Origin of the sequence: Microbacterium sp. Root53, from assembly GCF_001426925.1 — a bacterium.
GTDB lineage: Bacteria > Actinomycetota > Actinomycetes > Actinomycetales > Microbacteriaceae > Microbacterium.
In genome coordinates, this window is sequence record NZ_LMFR01000022.1 from 1 (window position 1) to 18,315 (window position 18,315).

At 73.6% G+C, this 18,315-nt stretch carries 16 protein-coding genes and 1 pseudogene; 8 read left to right on the plus strand and 9 right to left on the minus strand.

Going from position 1 to position 18,315, the window contains the following annotated elements; genetic code table 11:
- Positions 1-99, plus strand: a pseudogene (locus tag ASD19_RS14415) (IS481 family transposase); the annotation flags it as partial.
- Here ASD19_RS14415 and ASD19_RS09990 read toward each other — a convergent pair.
- Complete coding sequence (locus ASD19_RS09990) at positions 96-506, minus strand: transferase (RefSeq protein WP_055992031.1); 411 nt, start codon at positions 504-506, stop codon at positions 96-98. The pseudogene ASD19_RS14415 and the gene ASD19_RS09990 sit on opposite strands and share 4 nt — an antisense overlap.
- Positions 507-712: 206 nt before the next feature.
- Between ASD19_RS09990 and ASD19_RS09995 the strand changes: the two genes are divergently transcribed.
- Positions 713-1,351 carry a YitT family protein gene (locus tag ASD19_RS09995; protein WP_055992034.1) on the plus strand — a complete coding sequence of 213 codons (639 nt, stop codon included), beginning with the start codon at positions 713-715 and terminating at the stop codon, positions 1,349-1,351.
- A gap of 3 nt (positions 1,352-1,354) precedes the next feature.
- On the opposite strand, the gene ASD19_RS10000 is transcribed toward ASD19_RS09995, so the two are convergent.
- Together ASD19_RS10000 and ASD19_RS10005 are read right to left on the minus strand one after the other, a co-directional pair.
- Complete coding sequence (locus ASD19_RS10000) at positions 1,355-2,134, minus strand: DNA-formamidopyrimidine glycosylase family protein (protein ID WP_055992037.1); 780 nt, start codon at positions 2,132-2,134, stop codon at positions 1,355-1,357.
- Positions 2,127-6,776 (minus strand): ATP-dependent helicase, encoded by a 4,650-nt coding sequence (locus ASD19_RS10005; protein WP_055992040.1) that lies wholly within the window; start codon positions 6,774-6,776, stop codon positions 2,127-2,129. The genes ASD19_RS10000 and ASD19_RS10005 overlap by 8 nt, the downstream gene beginning before the upstream one ends.
- 140 nt (positions 6,777-6,916) lie before the next feature.
- Between ASD19_RS10005 and ASD19_RS10010 the strand changes: the two genes are divergently transcribed.
- Positions 6,917-7,267, plus strand: a complete 351-nt coding sequence (locus ASD19_RS10010; RefSeq protein WP_055992044.1) for a TraR/DksA family transcriptional regulator — start codon at positions 6,917-6,919, stop codon at positions 7,265-7,267.
- Here ASD19_RS10010 and ASD19_RS10015 read toward each other — a convergent pair whose 3' ends face one another.
- The gene (locus tag ASD19_RS10015) at positions 7,268-7,927 is read right to left on the minus strand and encodes an alpha/beta hydrolase (protein ID WP_082543134.1); all 660 of its coding nucleotides are present in this window, start codon (positions 7,925-7,927) and stop codon (positions 7,268-7,270) included.
- Positions 7,928-8,081: 154 nt separating this feature from the next.
- Between ASD19_RS10015 and ASD19_RS10020 the strand changes: the two genes are divergently transcribed.
- Positions 8,082-8,702, plus strand: coding sequence for an NUDIX hydrolase family protein (locus ASD19_RS10020; RefSeq protein ID WP_055992047.1), 621 nt, complete (start codon positions 8,082-8,084; stop codon positions 8,700-8,702).
- Here the strand turns inward: ASD19_RS10020 and ASD19_RS10025 are convergent, their stop codons facing one another.
- Entirely contained in the window at positions 8,703-9,770 is a 1,068-nt protein-coding gene (locus tag ASD19_RS10025) for a threonine aldolase family protein (protein WP_055992050.1), read from the minus strand.
- 88 nt (positions 9,771-9,858) lie between these two features.
- Here ASD19_RS10025 and ASD19_RS10030 point away from each other — a divergent pair, with 88 nt between their 5' ends.
- Together ASD19_RS10030 and ASD19_RS10035 are read left to right on the plus strand one after the other, a co-directional pair.
- The gene (locus ASD19_RS10030; protein WP_235563021.1) at positions 9,859-11,082 is read left to right on the plus strand and encodes a sensor histidine kinase; all 1,224 of its coding nucleotides are present in this window, start codon (positions 9,859-9,861) and stop codon (positions 11,080-11,082) included.
- Complete coding sequence (locus ASD19_RS10035) at positions 11,079-11,714, plus strand: response regulator (protein WP_055992053.1); 636 nt, start codon at positions 11,079-11,081, stop codon at positions 11,712-11,714. Before ASD19_RS10030 ends, ASD19_RS10035 begins: the two co-directional genes overlap by 4 nt.
- 51 nt (positions 11,715-11,765) lie before the next feature.
- On the opposite strand, the gene katG is transcribed toward ASD19_RS10035, so the two are convergent.
- Both katG and ASD19_RS10045 read right to left on the minus strand, forming a co-directional pair.
- Entirely contained in the window at positions 11,766-14,018 is a 2,253-nt protein-coding gene (gene katG, locus ASD19_RS10040) for a catalase/peroxidase HPI (RefSeq protein WP_055992056.1), read from the minus strand.
- A 36-nt stretch (positions 14,019-14,054) separates the two neighbouring features.
- Positions 14,055-14,501: a Fur family transcriptional regulator gene (locus ASD19_RS10045; RefSeq protein WP_055992490.1), complete on the minus strand. Its 447-nt coding sequence runs from the start codon at positions 14,499-14,501 to the stop codon at positions 14,055-14,057.
- 300 nt (positions 14,502-14,801) lie between these two features.
- Between ASD19_RS10045 and ASD19_RS10050 the strand changes: the two genes are divergently transcribed.
- Both ASD19_RS10050 and ASD19_RS10055 read left to right on the plus strand, forming a co-directional pair.
- On the plus strand, positions 14,802-15,605 hold the full coding sequence (locus ASD19_RS10050; protein WP_055992493.1) for an ABC transporter ATP-binding protein: 804 nt from the start codon (positions 14,802-14,804) through the stop codon (positions 15,603-15,605).
- A complete protein-coding gene (locus ASD19_RS10055; RefSeq protein ID WP_055992058.1) occupies positions 15,602-17,062 on the plus strand; it encodes an ABC transporter permease in 1,461 nt (486 codons plus the stop codon). The genes ASD19_RS10050 and ASD19_RS10055 overlap by 4 nt, the downstream gene beginning before the upstream one ends.
- Before the next feature lie 169 nt (positions 17,063-17,231).
- Here ASD19_RS10055 and ASD19_RS10060 read toward each other — a convergent pair whose 3' ends face one another.
- Positions 17,232-17,729, minus strand: a complete 498-nt coding sequence (locus ASD19_RS10060) for a GNAT family N-acetyltransferase (protein WP_055992060.1) — start codon at positions 17,727-17,729, stop codon at positions 17,232-17,234.
- Positions 17,722-18,240 (minus strand): hypothetical protein, encoded by a 519-nt coding sequence (locus ASD19_RS10065; RefSeq protein WP_055992063.1) that lies wholly within the window; start codon positions 18,238-18,240, stop codon positions 17,722-17,724. The genes ASD19_RS10060 and ASD19_RS10065 overlap by 8 nt, the downstream gene beginning before the upstream one ends.
- Between the last annotated feature and the right edge of the window lie 75 nt (positions 18,241-18,315).

Genomic DNA, 18,315 nt, shown 5'->3' on the forward strand with positions numbered 1-18,315 from the left:
TGGCTGCACTTCTACAATCACCACAGGCCCCACACCGCGATCGGGAAGCTCCCGCCCATCAGCCGGATCTCAAACAACCTGGCTGGGCAGTACAGCTAGGCGGCCAGGTGCAGGCTGCCGCGGCGATCGGTCGCGGCGTGGCCGCCCGCCGGGATGGACTCGTCGTCGCCGATCTTGGCGTTCTTGGCGACGCGCGCACCGGCACCGACGCGCGTCCGCACGCCGATGTGCGCCCGCGCGCCGATGGTCGCCTTCGGGCCCACGTGCGCGTTGGCGTCGATGTAGGCGTCGGGTCCGATCAGCGCGTCCGACTCGACCCACGCGCCGCGAGCGACCGTGGCGCCGGCGGCGACCTGCGCGCCCGGCTCGATGTAGGCCCCGGCTTCCACGCGCGCGTCAGGATGCACCTTCGCGCCGTGCGCCACCAGGCCGCGTCCGTTGACGTGCTTCCGGTAACGCAGAGTCTCGCCGTGCTCGTTCTCGATGTCGACGTAGTTCTTGCCCACGATGCCTTCCCTCGGCCCCGGTCGAGGCCGGACATCGGGATCAACGGAGTGCGGTGACGGCTTATTCCCGGATCGGGGCGGGATTCCCGCTGTCCGGGCGTGTCGGATGAAACGGTTCGATGCGCCCCGTTTCCGTCCACCGGAGCGCCCCGGATTTGAGCAATCTGCACGCCGGATGAGGGGTCGCGTTCTCGTATCGTTGAGGCATGGCGAACGATGCGGCCGACCGCACCCCGGTCTTCGACTGGGAGCAGGCCCGGCACACGGTGGCGGACGACGTGCAGGGCATAGTGGTCGGCACGTTCGTCGCCGCGCTCGGGCTCTACCTGCTCAAGGCCAGCGGCGCCGTGACGGGCGGCACGGCCGGGCTCGCGCTGCTGCTCGACCAGGCGACGGACTGGCCGTTCTGGCTCATCTTCATCCTGGTGAACCTGCCGTTCGCCGTCCTCGCGTTCTGGAAGAAGGGCGCGCGGTTCACGATCCTCACCGCCGTCTGCATCGGCGGCGTCGCTGGCCTCTCCGTGCTCGACGGCGTGCTGCTGCCCGTGCACGACCTGAACCCGGTCTACGGCGTCTTCGCGGGCAACCTCCTCGCCGGCGTGGGGCTGCTCATCCTGTTCCGGCACGGCGCGAGCGTCGGCGGGGTCAACATCATCGCCCTGCTGCTGCAGGAGCGGACCGGTTTCCGGGCGGGCTGGACCCAGATGACGCTGGACGTCGTCGTGATCGTGTGCGCCCTGCTCGTGCTGCCCTGGTACATCGTGCTGCTGAGCGCGGCTGGCGCCGTGGTGATGAGCCTGGTGCTCGCCATGAACCACCGCGAGGGCCGCTACATCGGCCGCTGAGCCTCACCCCGCGGGCTGGCAGCGCGGGCACCAGTAGACCACGCGCTCGCGCGTCGGGTCGGCGCCCAGCGCGCCGCGCAGGATCGGCGTGCCGCAGCGGCGGCACGGCCGGTTCTCGCGCCCGTACACCCAGCGCTCGAAGCCCCGGCGGCTGTCGCCCGTGAAGACGCGCACCGGCAGCTCGACGTTGCGGCGGATCGTCCGCACACCGAGCTCCAGCAGCGCGGGCACGTCGGCGTCGGCCGCCGGACGCTCCGGATGCACTCCGCGCAGGAACAGCAGCTCGCTCGCGTACTCGTTGCCGAAGCCCGCGACGTTCCGCTGATCCTGCAACGCGACGTGGATGGCCCGGGTGTCGGCCGCCACGCGCCGGCTCGCCTCGGCGAGATCCCAGTCGGCGCCCAGGGGATCGGGGCCCAGGTGGCCCACGACCCGCGACTCGTCGCGCGTGGGCAGCACCTCGACCATCGCGAGGTCGAACCCGACGGTCTCCCACCCGCGGGCGCCGACGATCGCGCGGGCCTTGAACGCCGGCTTCCGCCAGCGCTCGCCGGTGCGGTACGCATGCCACTCGCCCTCCATCTTCAGGTGGGAGTGCAGGGTGCGGTCGCCGATCCGGTGCAGCAGGTGCTTGCCGCGCGCCGCGACCTCGTGGACGACCTCGCCGCGCAGGTCGGCGGTCGCGCTGCCCGGCACGCGGATCTCGAACCGCGTCACCACCTGCCCCGCGAGCGCCGCGGTGAGGCGCCGGGCGGTGCGGTGGACGGTGTCGCCCTCAGGCACGTGCCGCCCCCGCGACGGCCTTGCGCAGCGTGAGCCCCTTGGGCGACTCGACGAATCCCGCCTCGCGCAGCGCGCGCCCGACAGCCGTGCCGTAGACGAACTCGCCGTTGACCTGCTCGACCGTGAGCGTCTCCAGGCGGCGGGCCCGCGCGGTGCCGGCGAGGTCGGCGGCGGCGGCCCCGAGCACCTGCTCGTCGTCCGTGAACGCGAGCGCCGTGCGCCCGCCGCGCTCGAGGTACAGCGCGAGGGCGCCGTCGACCAGCACGACCACCCCGCCGGCCTTGCGGCCGGGGCGGTGCCGCACGGCGTCGAGGGCGGGCCAGGGCAGCGCCGCGCCGTAGGGGTTCGCGGGGTCGGTCGCGGCGAGCGTCACGGCCCGCAGCGGCGCAGGATCCGGCAGGCCCGAGAAACGGCGCAGTCGGTCGATCGTCGGCGACGTCGCGAACTGCGCCGCGCCGAGCTTCTCGATCAGGTACCCGCGGCGGCAGTGGCCCGCCTGCTCGAGGCCCGCCAGCACGCGATAGGCCTGCGCGAAGCCGCCGGGCACGCCCTCGTTCTGCACCGCACCGCGCGTGACCACGCCGTAGCGGTCGAGCAGCAGCGACGCGGTCGCCGTGTGCCGGACCGCGGCGTCCGGCTCCGCCGCGGGCAGCAGCGACCAGCGCCCGCCCGACGCCTGCGGGCGCGGTGCGTTCGCCGCGAAGCTCGGTCGCGCGAGCGAGGCGCCCCGGTACATCCGCGCCCGGGGCGCGCGCCGGGCGGACCGGTGGGCCTGCGACCCGGCGCCGAGCAGCGACCGGACGGGGGCGAACGTGTCGTTCGTGACGCGGCCGGCCCACACCAGGTTCCACAGCGCCTCGACGGTCGACGCCTCGTTCTCGGCCTGGGCCAGCTCGCGCAGCTGCGACGAGAAGTACGCGCCGCCGCCGGCGAGCGCCGCGAGGATCCGCGCCTCGAGCGAGTCGGGGGCGATCTCGACCTCCGGCTCGGGGATGGTCAGCGGCGCCGCGTCCGAGGGGTGGAGGGCGACCCAGCCGTCGCGCCCGGGCAGCGAGCCGTGCCCCGACCACACCACCTCTCCGGTCGACGTGAGCTCGTCGAGCATGGCGGGTGCGTAGTCGCCGACGCGCGACGGCAGGATGAGCGACTCCCACGCGCTCGCGGGGATCGGCACGCCCGCGAGCTGGTCGACCACCGCGAGCACGCCGTCGACGCCCTCGAGCGGCCGGGTGACGTGCTGCCAGTCGGGCAGGAACCGCGCGTATGCGTCGGGGGAGACGGGTTCGACGCTGCCGCGCAGGGCCGCGAGCGAGCGCATCCGGATGCGGCGCAGAGCCTCGGCGTCGCACCACTCCGGCTCGTCGCTCACCCCCGCGTCGGCCAGGTAGAAGCCGCTGACCAGCCGGCCCTGACCCTCGAGCCGCTGCAGCGCGTGGCGCGCGACGGCGGGGCCGATGCCGAGCCGCTCGGCCACGGCGGCGGTCGTGAAGGGGCCGTGCGTGCGGGCGTACCGGGAGACCACGTCGCCGAGAGGATCGGGCAGCGGCTCGAGGAACGCCACGGGCACGCCCACGGGCAGCGCGACGCCGAGCGCGTCCCGCAGGCGCCCCGCGTCCTCGATCGCGGCGTACCGGTCGGCGCCCGCGATCGACACCCGGATGGCGCGGCGCGCGTCCACCAGTGCGTCGAGGTGCGCCTGCGCGCCGGCGGCCTCGGGGCCGGGCTCGAGCCGCTCGGCCACCTCCTCTGCCGACAGCGGGCCGAGCACGCGGAGCAGATCGGCCACGCCCTCCACGCCGCGCGCGCGCCGGTCGGGCGCGAGGCGCTGGGCCTCGGCCTCGAACTGCGCGATCACCTCGGGGTCGAGCAGCTCGCGCATCTCGACCTTGCCCAGCAGCTCGCTCAGCAGCGCCGGATCCACCGAGAGGGCGGCCGCGCGGCGTTCGGCCAGCGGCGAGTCGCCCTCGTACATGAACGCGCCGACATATCCGAACAGCAGGTCGCGCGCGTAGGGCGAGGGCTGCGCGGGCTCGGTCTCGATCAGCCGGATGCGGCGCTCGCCGATGCTCCGCGCGATCCGCAGCAGCGCGGGGAGGTCGTAGACGTCCTGGAGCACCTCGCGCAGGGTCTCGAGGATGATCGGGAACGTCGGATGCCGCCGGGCGACCTCGAGCAGTTGCGCCGACCGCTGGCGCTGCTGCCACAGCGGGCTGCGCTTGCCGGGGTTCTGGCGCGGCATCAGCAGCGCGCGTGCGGCGCACTCGCGGAAGCGCGAGGCGAACAGCGCCGACCCGCCGACCTCGTCGGTCACGATGCGCTCGAGCTCATCCGGATCGAACACGAACAGCTCGGCGCCCGGAGGCTCCGATTCGGCGTCGGGGATGCGCGCGATGATGCCGTCGTCGCTCGCGACCGCCGACCCCTCGACGCCCAGGCGCTCCCGGATGCGCGCGTTGACCGCCAGGGCCCAGGGCGCGTGCACGTGCATGCCGTACGGGGAATGCAGGATGATCCGCCAGTCGCCCACCTCGTCGCGGCCGCGCTCGACGGTCAGCGTGCGGTCGGTGGGCAGCGTGCCGGTGGTCTCGCGCTGCTCGGCGAGGTAGCCGAGCAGGTTGCCGCGGGCGTTGTCGTCGAGCCCGGCCTCGCGCAGGCGCTGCTCGGCCTTCTCGGGGGCGGCCGACGTGAGCTCGCGCGCGAACCGGCCGAGGGCCTCGCCCAGCTCGGCGGGACGTCCGAGCCCGTCGCCGTGCCAGAACGGCACCTTGCCCGGCTGCCCGAACGCCGGCACGACGTTGACGCGGTCGTGCGTGATCTCGACGATCTTCCAGCTCGTGGTCCCCAGCGTGAACACGTCGTTCACGCGCGACTCGTAGACCATCTCCTCGTCCAGCTCGCCCACGCGCGCGTTCCGCGTCTCGCCCGCGATGAACACGCCGAACAGGCCCCGGTCGGGGATGGTGCCGCCGCTCGTCACGGCGAGCCGCTGCGCGCCCGGACGGCCGGCGATCGTGCCGGCGTCGCGATCCCACACCAGGCGCGGCCGCAGCTCGGCGAACTCGTCGGACGGGTAACGTCCCGCGAGCAGGTCGAGCGTGGCCTCGAACGCGCTGCGGGGGAGCGAGCGGAACGGCGCGCTGCGGCGCACGGTTTCGAACCAGTGCTCCACCTCGACCGCGCCGAGCGCCGTGGCGGCCACGGTCTGCTGCGCCAGGATGTCGAGCGGGTTCTGCGGCACCGCGATCGACTCGATCTGCCCGGCGAGCATCCGCTCGGTCACGATCGCCGTGTGCAGCACGTCGCTGCGGTGCTTGGGGAACAGCGCGGCCTTCGAGATCTCGCCCACCTGGTGACCGGCGCGGCCGACCCGCTGCAGGCCGCTGGCGGCGCTCGGCGGCGCCTCGACCTGGATCACCAGGTCGACCGCGCCCATGTCGATGCCGAGCTCGAGGCTGCTGGTGGCGACCACGCAGCGCAGGGCGCCCGACTTGAGCTCCTCCTCGACGATCGCCCGCTGCTCCTTGGACACCGACCCGTGGTGGGCCTTCGCGAGCACGGGCGCGGCTCCGGCCGTCGAACCGGCCTGCGCCTCCCTGGCTGCTTCTCCAGACGGCGCATGCGCGCCGCCTGGAGCCTCGGCAGCAGGGGCCCCCATGGCCGCGGGGACCGCCGGCTCCGGGAGGGCGAGCCCCAGCCGCTCGCTGTAGATCTCGTTCAGCCGCGCCGTGAGCCGCTCGGCCAGGCGCCGGGAGTTGGCGAACACGATCGTGGACCGGTGCGCCAGGATCCGGTCGACGATCGCCTCCTCCACGTGAGACCAGATCGATCCGGTCATCTCCGTCTGCTCGGGTTGAAACCACTCGCCGTCGTCGCCCGTCTCGGCCGCCGGGGTCGCGCCCGCCGCGGGCGGCGGGTTCTGCATGTCGGGGATCGGCACGGTGACGCTCAGCTCGAACGTCTTCGACGCGCGGGGCGCCACGATGTCGACGGGCGCGGTGCCGCCCAGGAACCGCGCGACCTCGTCGATCGGGCGGACCGTGGCCGAGAGCCCGATGCGCTGCGCGGGCTTCTCGAGCAGGTCGTCGAGCCGCTCGAGGCTCACCGCGAGGTGGGCGCCGCGCTTGCTCGCCGCGACCGCGTGCACCTCGTCGACGATCACGGTGTGCACCTCGCGCAGCGTCTCGCGCGCCTGGCTCGTGAGCATCAGGTACAGCGACTCGGGGGTCGTGATCAGGATGTCCGGCGGGTGGCGCACCAGGCGCTGGCGGTCGGACGACGGGGTGTCGCCCGAGCGCACGCCGACCGAGACATCCGGAGCGTCCACGCCCAGGCGGCGTGCGGCCTGCGAGATCCCGACGAGCGGCGACCGCAGGTTCCGCTCGACGTCGACGCCGAGGGCCTTCAGCGGCGAGACGTAAAGGATGCGCGTGCGCTCCGAGCCCGGCTCCTTCTCGCGGAAGATCCGGTCGATGGCCCACAGGAACGCCGACAGCGTCTTGCCCGATCCGGTCGGCGCCACGACGAGCGCGTGCCGGCCCTGCGAGATCGCGCCCCACGCGCCCTCCTGGGCGCTGGTCGGCGCCCGGAAGGCGCCGCGGAACCACTCCCGCGTCGCGGGCGCGAACCGATCCAGCACGTCCATCGCTCTATCCTCCCGCGCGCCGCCGACATCCCGGCCACCCCTTGACGACACATGCCGCCCGCCCCGTGCTCGTTGAGCGAGCGAAGCGAGTCGAAACGTTCTGAAGCCTGCCCACCCGTCCGATCCCCCACCATGGATCCATGGACTCCGCCACGCGCGACGCGCTCGCCCGCATCCTCGCCGACGAGCGCGCCCGCGCGGAGGCCGCCCTGCGCGCGCACGACGCGGCGCTCGAGGGCCTCGGTGCCGCGCGCAGCGATTCGACCGCGGACGACGAGCACGATCCCGAGGGCGCCACGCTGGCCGACGAGTGGTCGCGGCTCACCGGGCTCCGCGCCGCGGCCCTCCGGGAGCTCGAGGCGCTGCGCGCGGCCGACGCGCGACTGGCGCAGGGCACGTACGGCGTGTGCGAGGGCTGCGGCCGGCCCATCCCACCCGGACGGCTCGAGGTCCGCCCCACGGCCACCCGGTGCGTCGCCTGCGCGTCCTGACTACCGCGCGCCGTCCTCCGCGCGCTCCAGCTGCTTGTCGAGGAACATCAGGATGTCCGCCAGCTCCTGCTCCGAGACCGCGTGGCGCAGCATCGGATAGATCCGCCCCACGAGCTCGCTGTGCCCGGGCAGCCAGTCGGTCGTGTGCGCTACGAGCCACTCGGGGATGACGTCGTCGAGCGCCCCGCGGCCCCAGAACACCGGCGGCCGCAGCTCGGCCAGCTCGGCGTCGCGCGGCAGATCCCCGGGAGTGGCGTAGCCCGACAGGTTCACGACGAACGAGAACCGCTCGGGGTCCAGGCGCAGCGCCTGCAGCGCGACCGCGCCACCCTGCGAGAAGCCCAGCAGAGCGACGCTCGACGCCTCGCCCGCAACCGCGTCGAGCCACTCGATCAGCCGCTCGGCGGCACGCGTCACATGTGCGGCATCGCGGCTCTCGAGCCCCTCGATCGGGTACCAGGAGCGACCCGGCGTGGGGAACGGCGGCTCGAGCGGCGCGCGGACCGCGGCGACCGCGAACGCCTCGGGCAGGTGCGGCGCGAGTGCGAACAGGTCGCGCTCGTCGGCGCCGTAGCCGTGCAGCAGCACGAGCAGCGGCCTTCCGGCGGGCTCGCCCGACCAGAGCACAGCGGATTCGTCGAGGACGGGGATCTCAGGCACGGGTCCATCTTGCCGCGGCGCGGATCAATGCGCGCAGCGCGTTGATGCGCGTCGGGGCAAGGTTGAGCGAGGGAGCGAAGCGAGCGAGCCGAAACCTGCCCCGATCCGGGGACATCCGTCGTCCGGTGCCGGTGGGTGCGGGTATACAGGAGACATGGCCGTTCGCACCCCCGACCCCGACCCGAACGAGAGCTCGGACGACGACGACTTCGCCGCCGTGGGCGCGGCGGGCTTCGGCGGCGTGCCCGGCGGGTCGTCCAACCCGGCGTGGCTGACCGACATCGAGCTGGCCGAGATCCGGCGCCGGCTGCCGATGCTCTACGTCGAGGCGGTGCCGGTCCGTACCGACGGCACGGGCGCCGTGACCCAGGTCGGCATCCTGCTGCGCGCGACCCCGATGGGCGAGATCACGCGCACGATCGTGTCGGGCCGCGTGCGCTACGGCGAGACCGTGCGCGACGCGCTGTTCCGCCACCTCGAGAACGATCTCGGGCCCATGGCGTTCCCCCTGCTGCCGCCGTCGCCCGTGCCGTTCACGGTCGCCGAGTACTTCCCGATCCCCGGCGTGAGCGCGTACCACGACGACCGCCAGCACGCGGTGTCGCTCGCGTTCGTCGTGCCGGTCACGGGCACGTGCGAGCCGCGCCAGGACGCGCTCGAGGTGACCTGGATGTCGCCGGAGGAGGCGTGCTCCGACTCGCTCGCGGCCGAGATGGAGGGCGGCCGCTCGACGCTCGTCCGCACCGCGCTGGCCAGCGTCGGCGCGCTGCGCTGATCAGCCGCGCGTGGTCTCGGCCGCGATCGCGGCGACGAACGCGTCGACGTCGGCCTCGGTCGTGTCCCAGCTCGTGAGCCAGCGGACCTCGCCCGTGGCCTCGTCCCAGTCGTAGAAGCGGAAGCGCTCGCGCAGCCGGTCGGCGACGCCGGGCGGCAGCGTCGCGAAGACGCCGTTGGCCTGCGTCGGCTGCGTGAATGCGACGCCCCGGATGGAGCCCGCGGCCAGTCCGGCCTCGACACCCGCGCGCAGGCGGGCCGCCATCGCGTTGGCGTGCGCGCCGCTGCGCAGCCACAGGTCGTCCTCGAGCAGCGCGACGAGCTGCGCCGACACGAACCGCATCTTGGACGCGAGCTGCATGGCGCTCTTGCGCAGGTACGGGATGCCGTCCACGGCATGCGGGTCCAGGACGACGACCGCCTCGGCGCCGATCGCGCCGTTCTTGGTGCCGCCGAAGCTCAGCACGTCGACGCCCACGTCGCGCGTGAATGCCCGCAGCGGCATGTCGAGCGCGGCGGCCGCGTTCGCGATCCGGGCGCCGTCCATGTGCACGGTCAGGCCGAGCGCGTGGGCGCGATCCGCGATCGCGGCGATCTCGTCGACCGAGTACAGCGTGCCGAGCTCGGTCGACTGCGTGATCGAGACGACCTGCGGCACGGCCTGGTGCACCCCGCGGGATCCCGCCACCGCCTCGACCAGGTCGGGCGTGAGCTTGGCGTCCGGCGTCGCGACCGGGACGATCTTGAAGCCGCCCACCTTCTCCGGCGCCCCGCCCTCGTCGGTGTTGACGTGCGCGACGGCCGGCGCGATCACCGCGCCCCACCGGGTGACCATCGACTGCAGCGCCACCACGTTGGCGCCCGTGCCGTTGAACACCGGGAACGCCTCGACGCCGTCGCCGAGCAGCTCCGAGAACAGCTCCTGCAGGCGCGCGGTCCAGGCGTCGTCCCCGTACGAGACCTCGTGCCCGCCGTTGGCCGCGGCGATCGCCGCGATCACCTCGGGATGGGCGCCGGCGTAGTTGTCCGAGGCGAAGCCGCGGCGGTCCGGATCGTGCAGGGCATCCACCCGATCAGCCTACGGGTGGCGTCAGGGGCCACACGGATACATCCCGCGACGGATGTGACCGTCGCCCCGGGACCGTACGGTGAGACGGATGGATGCGCGCGCGACGACCGAGGGGCTCCGGATGCCCCGGGGCTGGATCCGGGACGTCTCGCCCGGGCAGTGGCTCATCGACTCCGTGCTCGGCGCGGTCTTCGCGCTCGCGTCCCTCGCATGGCGCGGGCTGTACGGCGACATGTCGCCCGCGTGGTTCTTCCTCGTGGTCGCGTCGATGGTCGCCGCGCTCATGCTGAGCCGGGTGTCGCCACCGCTCGCCCTCGCGGTCGCGTGGGGCGGCGCGATCCTGCAGATGCTCGCGGGCCTGCAGCCGACGTTCGCGAACACGGCGATCTTCGTGGTGCTGTTCGCGACCGCGGCCTACGGCACGAGGGCCGTGTACTGGGCCGGCTTCGCCTCGGCGTTCGTCGGCGCCTTCACGATCGTCGCCTACCTGTACGGGGTCGCGTGGACGTCCCCGGACGTGCCGGGCCTGCTGTGGGACCGCCTGACCGCGGGCGTGCTGATGTTCGTGGCCGCGCTGTTCGCGCTGCTGCTGTCGTGGACGCTCGGCGCCCTCTACCGCTCGGTCGTGCGGGCGCGCGAGGGGCGCCTCGCCCAGCGCCATGCCGAGGAGCGCGCCGCCGCCGAGGAGGAGCGCGGCCGGATCGCCCGCGACATGCACGACGTGGTGGCGCACTCGCTCGCGGTCGTGATCGCGCAGGCCGACGGCGCGCGGTACGCGGCCGCGTCCGATCCGGATGCGGCGACGGCCGCGCTCGGCACCATCAGCCAGACGGCGCGGGCTGCGCTGTCGGACGTGCGGCTGCTGCTGACCCAGCTGCGCCACGGTCAGTTCGGGTCGGGCGGCGAGGCGGAGGGGCCGCAGCCGACGCTCGCCGACCTCGAGGACCTGTACGCGCAGGTGCGCGCGGCCGGCGTGGACCTGCGCGTCGACGTCGATCCGGCGCCGCCCGGCACGCCGCCCGCGTCGGCGCAGCTCGCGGTGTACCGCATCCTGCAGGAGGCGCTCACGAACGCGCTGCGCCACGGCGACGGCGGGCCGGTCGACGTCGCGCTCGCGTGGCTCCCGGACCGCGTCGAGCTGACGGTCCGCAACGGCGTCCGCGCGGATGCGCGCCCGTCCGAGCCCGGCGGGCACGGCCTGATCGGCATGCGCGAGCGCGCGCAGCTGGTCGGCGGACGTCTCGACGCCGGCGCCGACGCCGGGGTCTTCACCGTGCGGGCCGTGCTTCCCGTGGAGAGGAGAGCGGCATGATCCGCGTCGTGCTCGTGGACGACCAGGCGCTGTTCCGCGCCGGCATCCGGATGCTGGTCGCGTCGCAGCCCGACCTCGAGGTCGTGGGCGAGGCGGGGGACGGGCGCGAGGCGCTCGCCGTCGTCCGCGCGTCGCGTCCCGACGTGATCCTCATGGACATCCGGATGCCCGTCATGGACGGCCTCGCCGCGACCGCGGAGCTGCTGAAGGACCCGGATCCGGCGAAGGTCGTGATGCTCACGACGTTCGACCTGGACGAGGCGGCCGCCCGCGCCATCCGGCAGGGCGCATCCGGGTTCCTGCTCAAGGACGCCGAGCCGGAGTTCCTGCTCGCGGCGATCCGCACGGTCCACGCCGGCTCGAGCGTGATCGCCGCCGCCGCGACCCGCGACCTGTTCGCCCACTTCGCGGAGGCGCCGCGCCCCGTGCCTCCGGCCTACGGCGACCTGACCGAGCGCGAGCGGGAGATCTTCGCGCTCGCCGCGCGCGGCCTCAGCAACGCCGAGATCGCGGCACGCGAGTTCCTCAGCGAGGCCACGGTCAAGACCCACATCAGCCGCATCCTCACCAAGCTCGCCCTCCGCGACCGCGTGCAGCTCGTCGTCTTCGCCTTCGAGCACGGGCTCGCCTGAAAACGACGAAGCCGCCCCCTCGGATGAGGGAGCGGCTCCGTGTGAGGAGGGTTACTTCTTGAGGTCGAAGCGGTCGTTCTCCATGACCTTGACCCAGGCGGCGACGAAGTCCTGGACGAACTTCTCCTTCGCGTCGTCCGAGGCGTAGACCTCGGCGAGCGCGCGCAGCTCCGAGCTGGCGCCGAACACCAGGTCGACGCGCGAGCCGGTCAGGCCCGTGTTCGACGTGAAGGTCTGGGCGTCCTCCGACGGGGTCCACTCGATGCCGAGCTCGAGCAGGTTGACGAAGAAGTCGTTCGTCAACGCGCCCGGGCGGTCGGTGAAGACGCCGAGGTCCGAACCGTCCCAGTTGTTGCCGAGCACGCGCAGGCCGCCGACCAGCACGGTCATCTGCGGGGCCGAGACGCCCAGGTGGTTGGCGCGGTCGAGCAGCAGGTACTCGCTCGGCAGCTTCAGGAAGCCGCTGTCGTAGTTGCGGAAGCCGTCGGCCACCGGCTCGAGCCACGCGAACTGCTCGGGGTCGGTCTGCTCCTGCGTCGCGTCGACGCGGCCGGGGGTGAAGGGCACCTCGACCTCGACGCCGCCGGCCTGCGCGGCCTGCTCGACTCCCACGTTGCCCGCGAGCACGACCACGTCGGCGAACGACAGGCCGGACTCCGCCGCGACGCCCTCGAGGACGGTCAGCACGGGCTTCAGCTGCTCGGGGCGGTTGACCTTCCAGTTCACCTGCGGCTCGAGGCGAATGCGGCCGCCGTTCGCGCCGCCGCGCTTGTCGGAGCTGCGGAACGTCGCAGCCGCCTTCCACGCGGTCGAGACGAGCTCCTGCACGCTGAGGCCCGACTCCAGGATGAGCTGCTTCGCCTTGGCGATGTCGGCCGGCAGGGTCGAGCCGCCGTTCGCGGGCAGCGGGTCCTGCCAGATGAGGTCCTCGGCGGGCACCTCGGGGCCGAGGTAGCGCGCCTTGGGGCCCATGTCGCGGTGGGTCAGCTTGAACCACGCGCGGGCGAACGCGTCGGTGAACGCGGCCTGGTCGTCCTTGAAGCGGCGCGAGATCTTCTCGTACTCAGGGTCGAAGCGCAGGGCCAGGTCGCTCGTGAGCATGCGCGGCTCGCGCTTGCCGTCCGAGTGCGCCATCGGCACCATGTCGGCGCCCGCGCCGTCCTTCGGCCTCCACTGCTTGGCGCCGGCGGGCGACTCCATGAGCTCCCACTCGTACGCGAACAGGATGTGGAAGAACTCGTTGTCCCAGCGCGTCGGGTGGTAGGTCCACGTCACCTCGAGGCCCGACGTGACCGTGTCGTCGCCCTTGCCGGTGCCGTAGCCGTTCTTCCAGCCGAGGCCCTGGTTCTCGAGCGGGGCGGCTTCGGGGTCCGGGCCGAGCTTGTCGTCCGGGTGGGCGCCGTGCGTCTTGCCGAACGTGTGGCCGCCGGCGATCAGCGCGACGGTCTCCTCGTCGTTCATGCCCATGCGGCGGAACGTCTCGCGGATGTCGCGGGCCGACAGCAGCGGGTCCGGGTTGCCGTTCGGGCCCTCCGGGTTCACGTAGATGAGGCCCATCTGCACGGCAGCGAGCGGCGCCTCGAGCTCACGGTCGCCCGTGTAGCGCTCGTCGTCCAGCCAGACCTTCTCGGGGCCCCAGTACACGTCGTCGTCGGCCTCCCAGACGTCCGGGCGTCCGCCGGCGAAGCCGAAGGTGGGGAAGCCCATGGTCTCGAGCGCGACGTTGCCGGCCAGGATGAACAGGTCGGCCCACGAGATCTTCTGGCCGTACTTCTTCTTGACGGGCCACAGCAGGCGGCGCGCCTTGTCGAGGTTGCCGTTGTCGGGCCACGAGTTCAGCGGGGCGAAGCGCTGCTGGCCGGCGCCGGCGCCGCCGCGTCCGTCGTGCGAGCGGTAGGTGCCCGCCGCGTGCCAGGCCATGCGGATCATGAACGGGCCGTAGTGGCCGAAGTCCGCGGGCCACCAGTCCTTCGACTCGGTCATGACCGTCGCGAGGTCGGCCTTCACGGCCGCCAGGTCGAGGCTGTTGAACGCCTCGGCGTAGTCGAAGTCCTCGCCGAGCGGGTTCGCCACGGCGGGGTTCTTCGCGAGGATCTTGAGGTTCAGCTTCTCGGGCCACCACTCGGCGTTGGCGGAGCCCATGGTCGGGTGGACGCGCTTGCCGGGGACGTCGGTCGCGCTGGGGCCGGTGCCCGGGAGGGCGGGTTCGCTGTCGACGGCCGCGGGCTGGACGGTGCCGGCGGGAGCCGATCCGGAGGATCCGCTGTCGTAGCCGAAGGGGCAGGAGCCGGTGCTCTCGGTCATTGTCGCCTTTCGTGGTGGATGGGATGGGAACGGGGGTCAGGGGAGATCTGCGGACTCCGGGGCCGCGGCCTGGCATGACGCGCACAGCCCCCAGAAGATGAACTCGGCCTCGTCGATCGCGAAGCCGTGGTCGTCGGCCGGCACGGCGCACGGCGCGGAGCCGACCGCGCAGTCGACGTCGACGATGAGGCCGCACGAGCGGCACACGAGGTGGTGGTGGTTGTCGCCCACGCGGGACTCGTAGCGCGCGACCATGCCGTGCGGCTGGATGCGGCGCACCAGGCCCGCGCGGGTGAGCGCGTGCAGCGAGTCGTAGACGGCCTGGTGCGACACGGCGGGGAGCTTCTCGCGCACGACCCGGATGACCGTGTCGGTGTCGGCGTGCGCCGCCGTCTGCACGGCCTCGAGCGTCGCGAGCCGCGGCGCCGTGACGCGCAGGGAGGCCGCGCGGAGGGCCTCCTCCGGGGTGGCGTGCGCATGCATCACGGGATCACCGCCCTTCAAATCTTGAATGGTTCAAAACTAGCTGCCGGCGCGTGGGTTGTAAACCGCGCGGCGTGTCCCGGCGTGTCGCCGCTCGCGCCCGCCATCCGGACACAACGCAGGACCTGTCGCGCTTCCCGGGCGTGTCGACCGCGGAAATCCGCGCCCGGCCCACCGGACGCCGCGATCCGCTCCTGCGTTGTGTCGACGGAGGGGGCCCCGAGGATCATCCCCGCGATGTACGCGGATGCCCCCGCCGGCCGATCCGCCGCCCCCGTCCCGCTCCGTAGCGTCGCCGGTATGGAGATCACGACCACGGACCTCGGCCTCGCCGCCCGCGTCCAGAACCTCAGCAAGACCTACGGCGCGGGCGACGGCGTGGTGCGCGCCCTCGACGACGTCAGCGTCGGCATCCGGCGCGGTCAGTTCACCGCGATCATGGGCCCCAGCGGCTCGGGCAAGTCGACCCTGATGCACATCATGGCGGGCCTGGATGCGCCCAGCGCCGGCCGCGCCTGGATCGGCGACACCGAGATCACGGTCCTGCGCGACACCGAGCTGACGCTGCTGCGCCGCCGCCGCGTCGGCTTCGTGTTCCAGTCGTTCAACCTCGTTCCGACGCTCGACGTGCGCGGCAACATCCTGCTTCCGTTCGACCTCGACGGGCGGCGGCCTTCGCCCGCGGAGCGGGCCCGGATCGACGGGCTGATCGAGTCGCTGGGCCTCGGCCCGCGCCTCGGCCACCGGCCGCACGAGCTCAGCGGCGGCCAGCAGCAGCGCGTGGCGATCGCCCGCGCCCTCGCCACGGCGCCCGACCTGGTGTTCGCGGACGAGCCCACGGGCAACCTCGACTCCCGCACCGGCCGCGAGGTGCTCGCGCTGCTGGCGACCGCGAGCCGCGAGCACGGGCAGAGCATCGCGATGGTCACGCACGACCCGATCGCCGCGAGCCACGCCGACCGCGTGCTGTTCCTCGCGGACGGCCGCATCGCGGCCGACAAGCCCCGCCAGACCGCCGAGCAGATCTCGGCGCACATGCTGTCGGCCGAGGCGGCCCCCGTCGCGGCGGCGGTGCCGGCGGTTGCGTCGGCGGTGGCGCGATGAGCGCCGCGATCGCCACCGTCGTCCCGGACACCTCGGCCACGGCTCCGCGCGCCGCCGGCCTGGCGTTCCTGCGCGAGCGGGGCATGGGGGCGAGCATCCTGGTCGCGGCGCTGTCGACCGCGTTCGGAGTGCTGCTCCTCAGCGCGACCGGATTCCTCGGCGTCCTGCTCGCGACCGACCCGTACATCGGCGATTCCGAGACGCTGCTCATCGTGATCGCGATCCTCAGCGGGATCCTGCTTCTGCTGGCGCTGTACGTGGCCGCGATCGTGACGGCCAACACGTTCTCGACGATCGTCGCGGGCCGCACGCGGCGGATCGCCCTGATGCGGTTGATCGGCGCGACCGCGCGCTCGCAGCGCGTGGAGGTCGCCCGCCAGGGCCTGGTCGTGGGCGCGATCGGCGCGGCGCTCGGCCTCGCCGTCGGCGTCGCGCTCGCCGCGGGCGGCGTCGCGGTGGCGACCGCGGTCATCCGAGACACCGGATACGAGGTCGCGCAGGCGTGGCTGCTTGTGCCGGCCGCGATCGTGACGCTCACGACGTGGGCCGCCGCGTGGGTGGGCTCGCGCCGCGTGCTCACGGTCACGCCGCTGCAGGCGCTCGGCGGATCGGTCGAGCGCGCGCACGACGAGTTCTCGCGGCCCGCGCGCAACGTCCCGGCGGCGGTGCTGGTCGGCGCCGGCACGCTGCTGCTCGTCGGCGGCGTCTTGCTGGGGGCCGTGACGCCCCTCGGCGTGCTGCCGGCGTTCCTCGGAGGCCTGCTGTCGTTCACGGGCCTGGTGGTCGGATCCACCGTCGTGATGCCGCCCGTGCTGCGGCTCGTGGGGCGGGCGTTCGGCGACTCGGCCGTCGCCCGGCTCGCGGCCGACAACGCGCTGCGGTACCCCGAGCGCACCAGCCGGATGGGCATCGGCGTCACGGTCGGCGTGACCCTCGTGACGATGTTCGCCGTGGCGGCGGAGAGCGCGCAGGCCGTGCTGGCCGCCAACTCGCAGGGCCTGGACCTCGGCCGCATCCCGGTGCTCGATCAGTTCGCCGCGGTCATGATGGCGCTGGTCGGCGTCTCGGCCGTGATCGCCGCCGTGGGTCTGGTGAACCTGCTCACGATCGGCGTCGTCCAGCGCCGCCGCGAGCTGGGCCTGCTGCGCGCTCTCGGCCTGTCCAACGCGCAGATCCGACGGATGGTGCTGCTCGAGGCCACGCACATCACGCTCGCGTCGGTCGCGCTCGGGCTCGTGCTCGGGGTGTTCTACGGCTGGGTGGGCGCGCAGTCCGTGCTCGGCTCCGTGTCGCTGGTCGTGGGCGCGCCGGGCGGCGCGATCGTGATGCCCGCCGTGCCGTGGCTGTTCGTGGCGGCGGTGGTCGTCGCGGCGGCCGCGCTCACACTCGTGGCGGCGGTCGTCCCGACGCGCCTCGCGACCCGCGTGGTCCCGGTCGAGGCGCTGCACGCCGAGTGAGGCTCCGCGCGCCGGATGCGTCGGGCATCCGGCGCGCGGCCGTCACTGTCTCCGACACAACGCAGGACTTCTCGCGCATCCCGGGCGTGTTCGGCCTGTTCTCCGGCCCGACACGCCGTCACCCCCGCCCAGGTCCTGCGTTGTGTCGCACGGACGGGCGCGTGACCGCTCAGATGCCGCGGACCATCCGGAGCTCGTGCAGCGTGACGCCGCCGACCTCGTCGTCCTTGCGGGCGCCGTCCAGCGCGAAGCCGATCTTCTCGTAGAACCGGATGGCGCGGGCGTTGCCCTCGAGCGCCCACAGGAACGCGGGCAGCTCGCCGAGGGCCGCGTCGGCCAGCAGTGCACCGGCGCCTGAGCCGTGCCGCTTCGGGTGCACGTACAGGGCCCACAGCTCGAGCGGCCAGGGCGGGTCGTCGCCCCGCGCCGGTCCCGACGAGCTGAAGCCGATCACCTCGTCGCCCTCGATGGCAACCCACGTCCGCCCCTGCTGGTCGAGGCCCTCCAGGATGGCGCGCCAGCGCGTGGTGCGGGCCGCGATGTCGAGCGAGTCCAGCACCGCCTGCGGCACGAGCCCCGCGTACGCGATCTGCCAGGTGCGGACGTGCACCCTCGCCAGGCCCTCGGCGTCGTCCGGCAGCGCCCGCCGGACGGCGATCTCACTCATCCGCGGCGTCCGGCTCGACCGGCTCCCCGTCGTACGCCCAGGTCGGGGCGAGGCGCTTCAGGCGCGCGCCGCGCCACTGCCACACGGCCCACAGGGCCGGCCACAGGAGCGGCGCGACCGCCCCGCGGATCACGAGGCGCTCGCGCCACAGCGTGCGCGACGGGTCGCCGGGCAGCGGCGCGACGGCCATCTGGTGGTCCCACGCGTCGAGGCCGGCGAGCGGGCCCGTCAGTGGGATGCCGGCGTCGCGCAGGATCCGCACGGGGCCGTTCGCGTCGGTCTTCGTCCGGTCGCGCATCGAGATCAGGTGCGCGCCGAGCCCGAGGCCCGCGGTCGAGTAGCGCACCGGGGCGTCCGAGCCGTGCTCCCACCGGACCGGCAGGCCGTCGGCCGCCATCGCCTCCACCCGCAGCAGGGGGCCGTAGAGCTCGGCGAGCGCGGCCGGCGAGTGCAGCGCGCGCCACGCCGCATCCGCATCGATGTCGAGCACCAGCTTCTGCAGGATCCGCATGCCGCCACTCTGGCATCCGCCCCCGCGTCGGGTCATCCCCGAATCCATGTCTCACTTCAACGCGGAATCCGGCCC

Excerpts from the sequence above, each read along its gene's own strand:
- ASD19_RS09995 (WP_055992034.1), top strand. The coding sequence starts at position 713 with ATGGCGAACGATGCGGCCGACCGCACCCCGGTCTTCGACTGGGAGCAG.
- ASD19_RS10005 (WP_055992040.1), bottom strand. The coding sequence starts at position 6,776 with ATGGACGTGCTGGATCGGTTCGCGCCCGCGACGCGGGAGTGGTTCCGC.
- ASD19_RS10010 (WP_055992044.1), top strand. The coding sequence starts at position 6,917 with ATGGACTCCGCCACGCGCGACGCGCTCGCCCGCATCCTCGCCGACGAG.
- ASD19_RS10020 (WP_055992047.1), top strand. The coding sequence starts at position 8,082 with ATGGCCGTTCGCACCCCCGACCCCGACCCGAACGAGAGCTCGGACGAC.
- ASD19_RS10030 (WP_235563021.1), top strand. The coding sequence starts at position 9,859 with ATGGATGCGCGCGCGACGACCGAGGGGCTCCGGATGCCCCGGGGCTGG.
- ASD19_RS10035 (WP_055992053.1), top strand. The coding sequence starts at position 11,079 with ATGATCCGCGTCGTGCTCGTGGACGACCAGGCGCTGTTCCGCGCCGGC.
- katG (WP_055992056.1), bottom strand. The coding sequence starts at position 14,018 with ATGACCGAGAGCACCGGCTCCTGCCCCTTCGGCTACGACAGCGGATCC.
- ASD19_RS10045 (WP_055992490.1), bottom strand. The coding sequence starts at position 14,501 with ATGCATGCGCACGCCACCCCGGAGGAGGCCCTCCGCGCGGCCTCCCTG.
- ASD19_RS10050 (WP_055992493.1), top strand. The coding sequence starts at position 14,802 with ATGGAGATCACGACCACGGACCTCGGCCTCGCCGCCCGCGTCCAGAAC.
- ASD19_RS10055 (WP_055992058.1), top strand. The coding sequence starts at position 15,602 with ATGAGCGCCGCGATCGCCACCGTCGTCCCGGACACCTCGGCCACGGCT.
- ASD19_RS10060 (WP_055992060.1), bottom strand. The coding sequence starts at position 17,729 with ATGAGTGAGATCGCCGTCCGGCGGGCGCTGCCGGACGACGCCGAGGGC.
- ASD19_RS10065 (WP_055992063.1), bottom strand. The coding sequence starts at position 18,240 with ATGCGGATCCTGCAGAAGCTGGTGCTCGACATCGATGCGGATGCGGCG.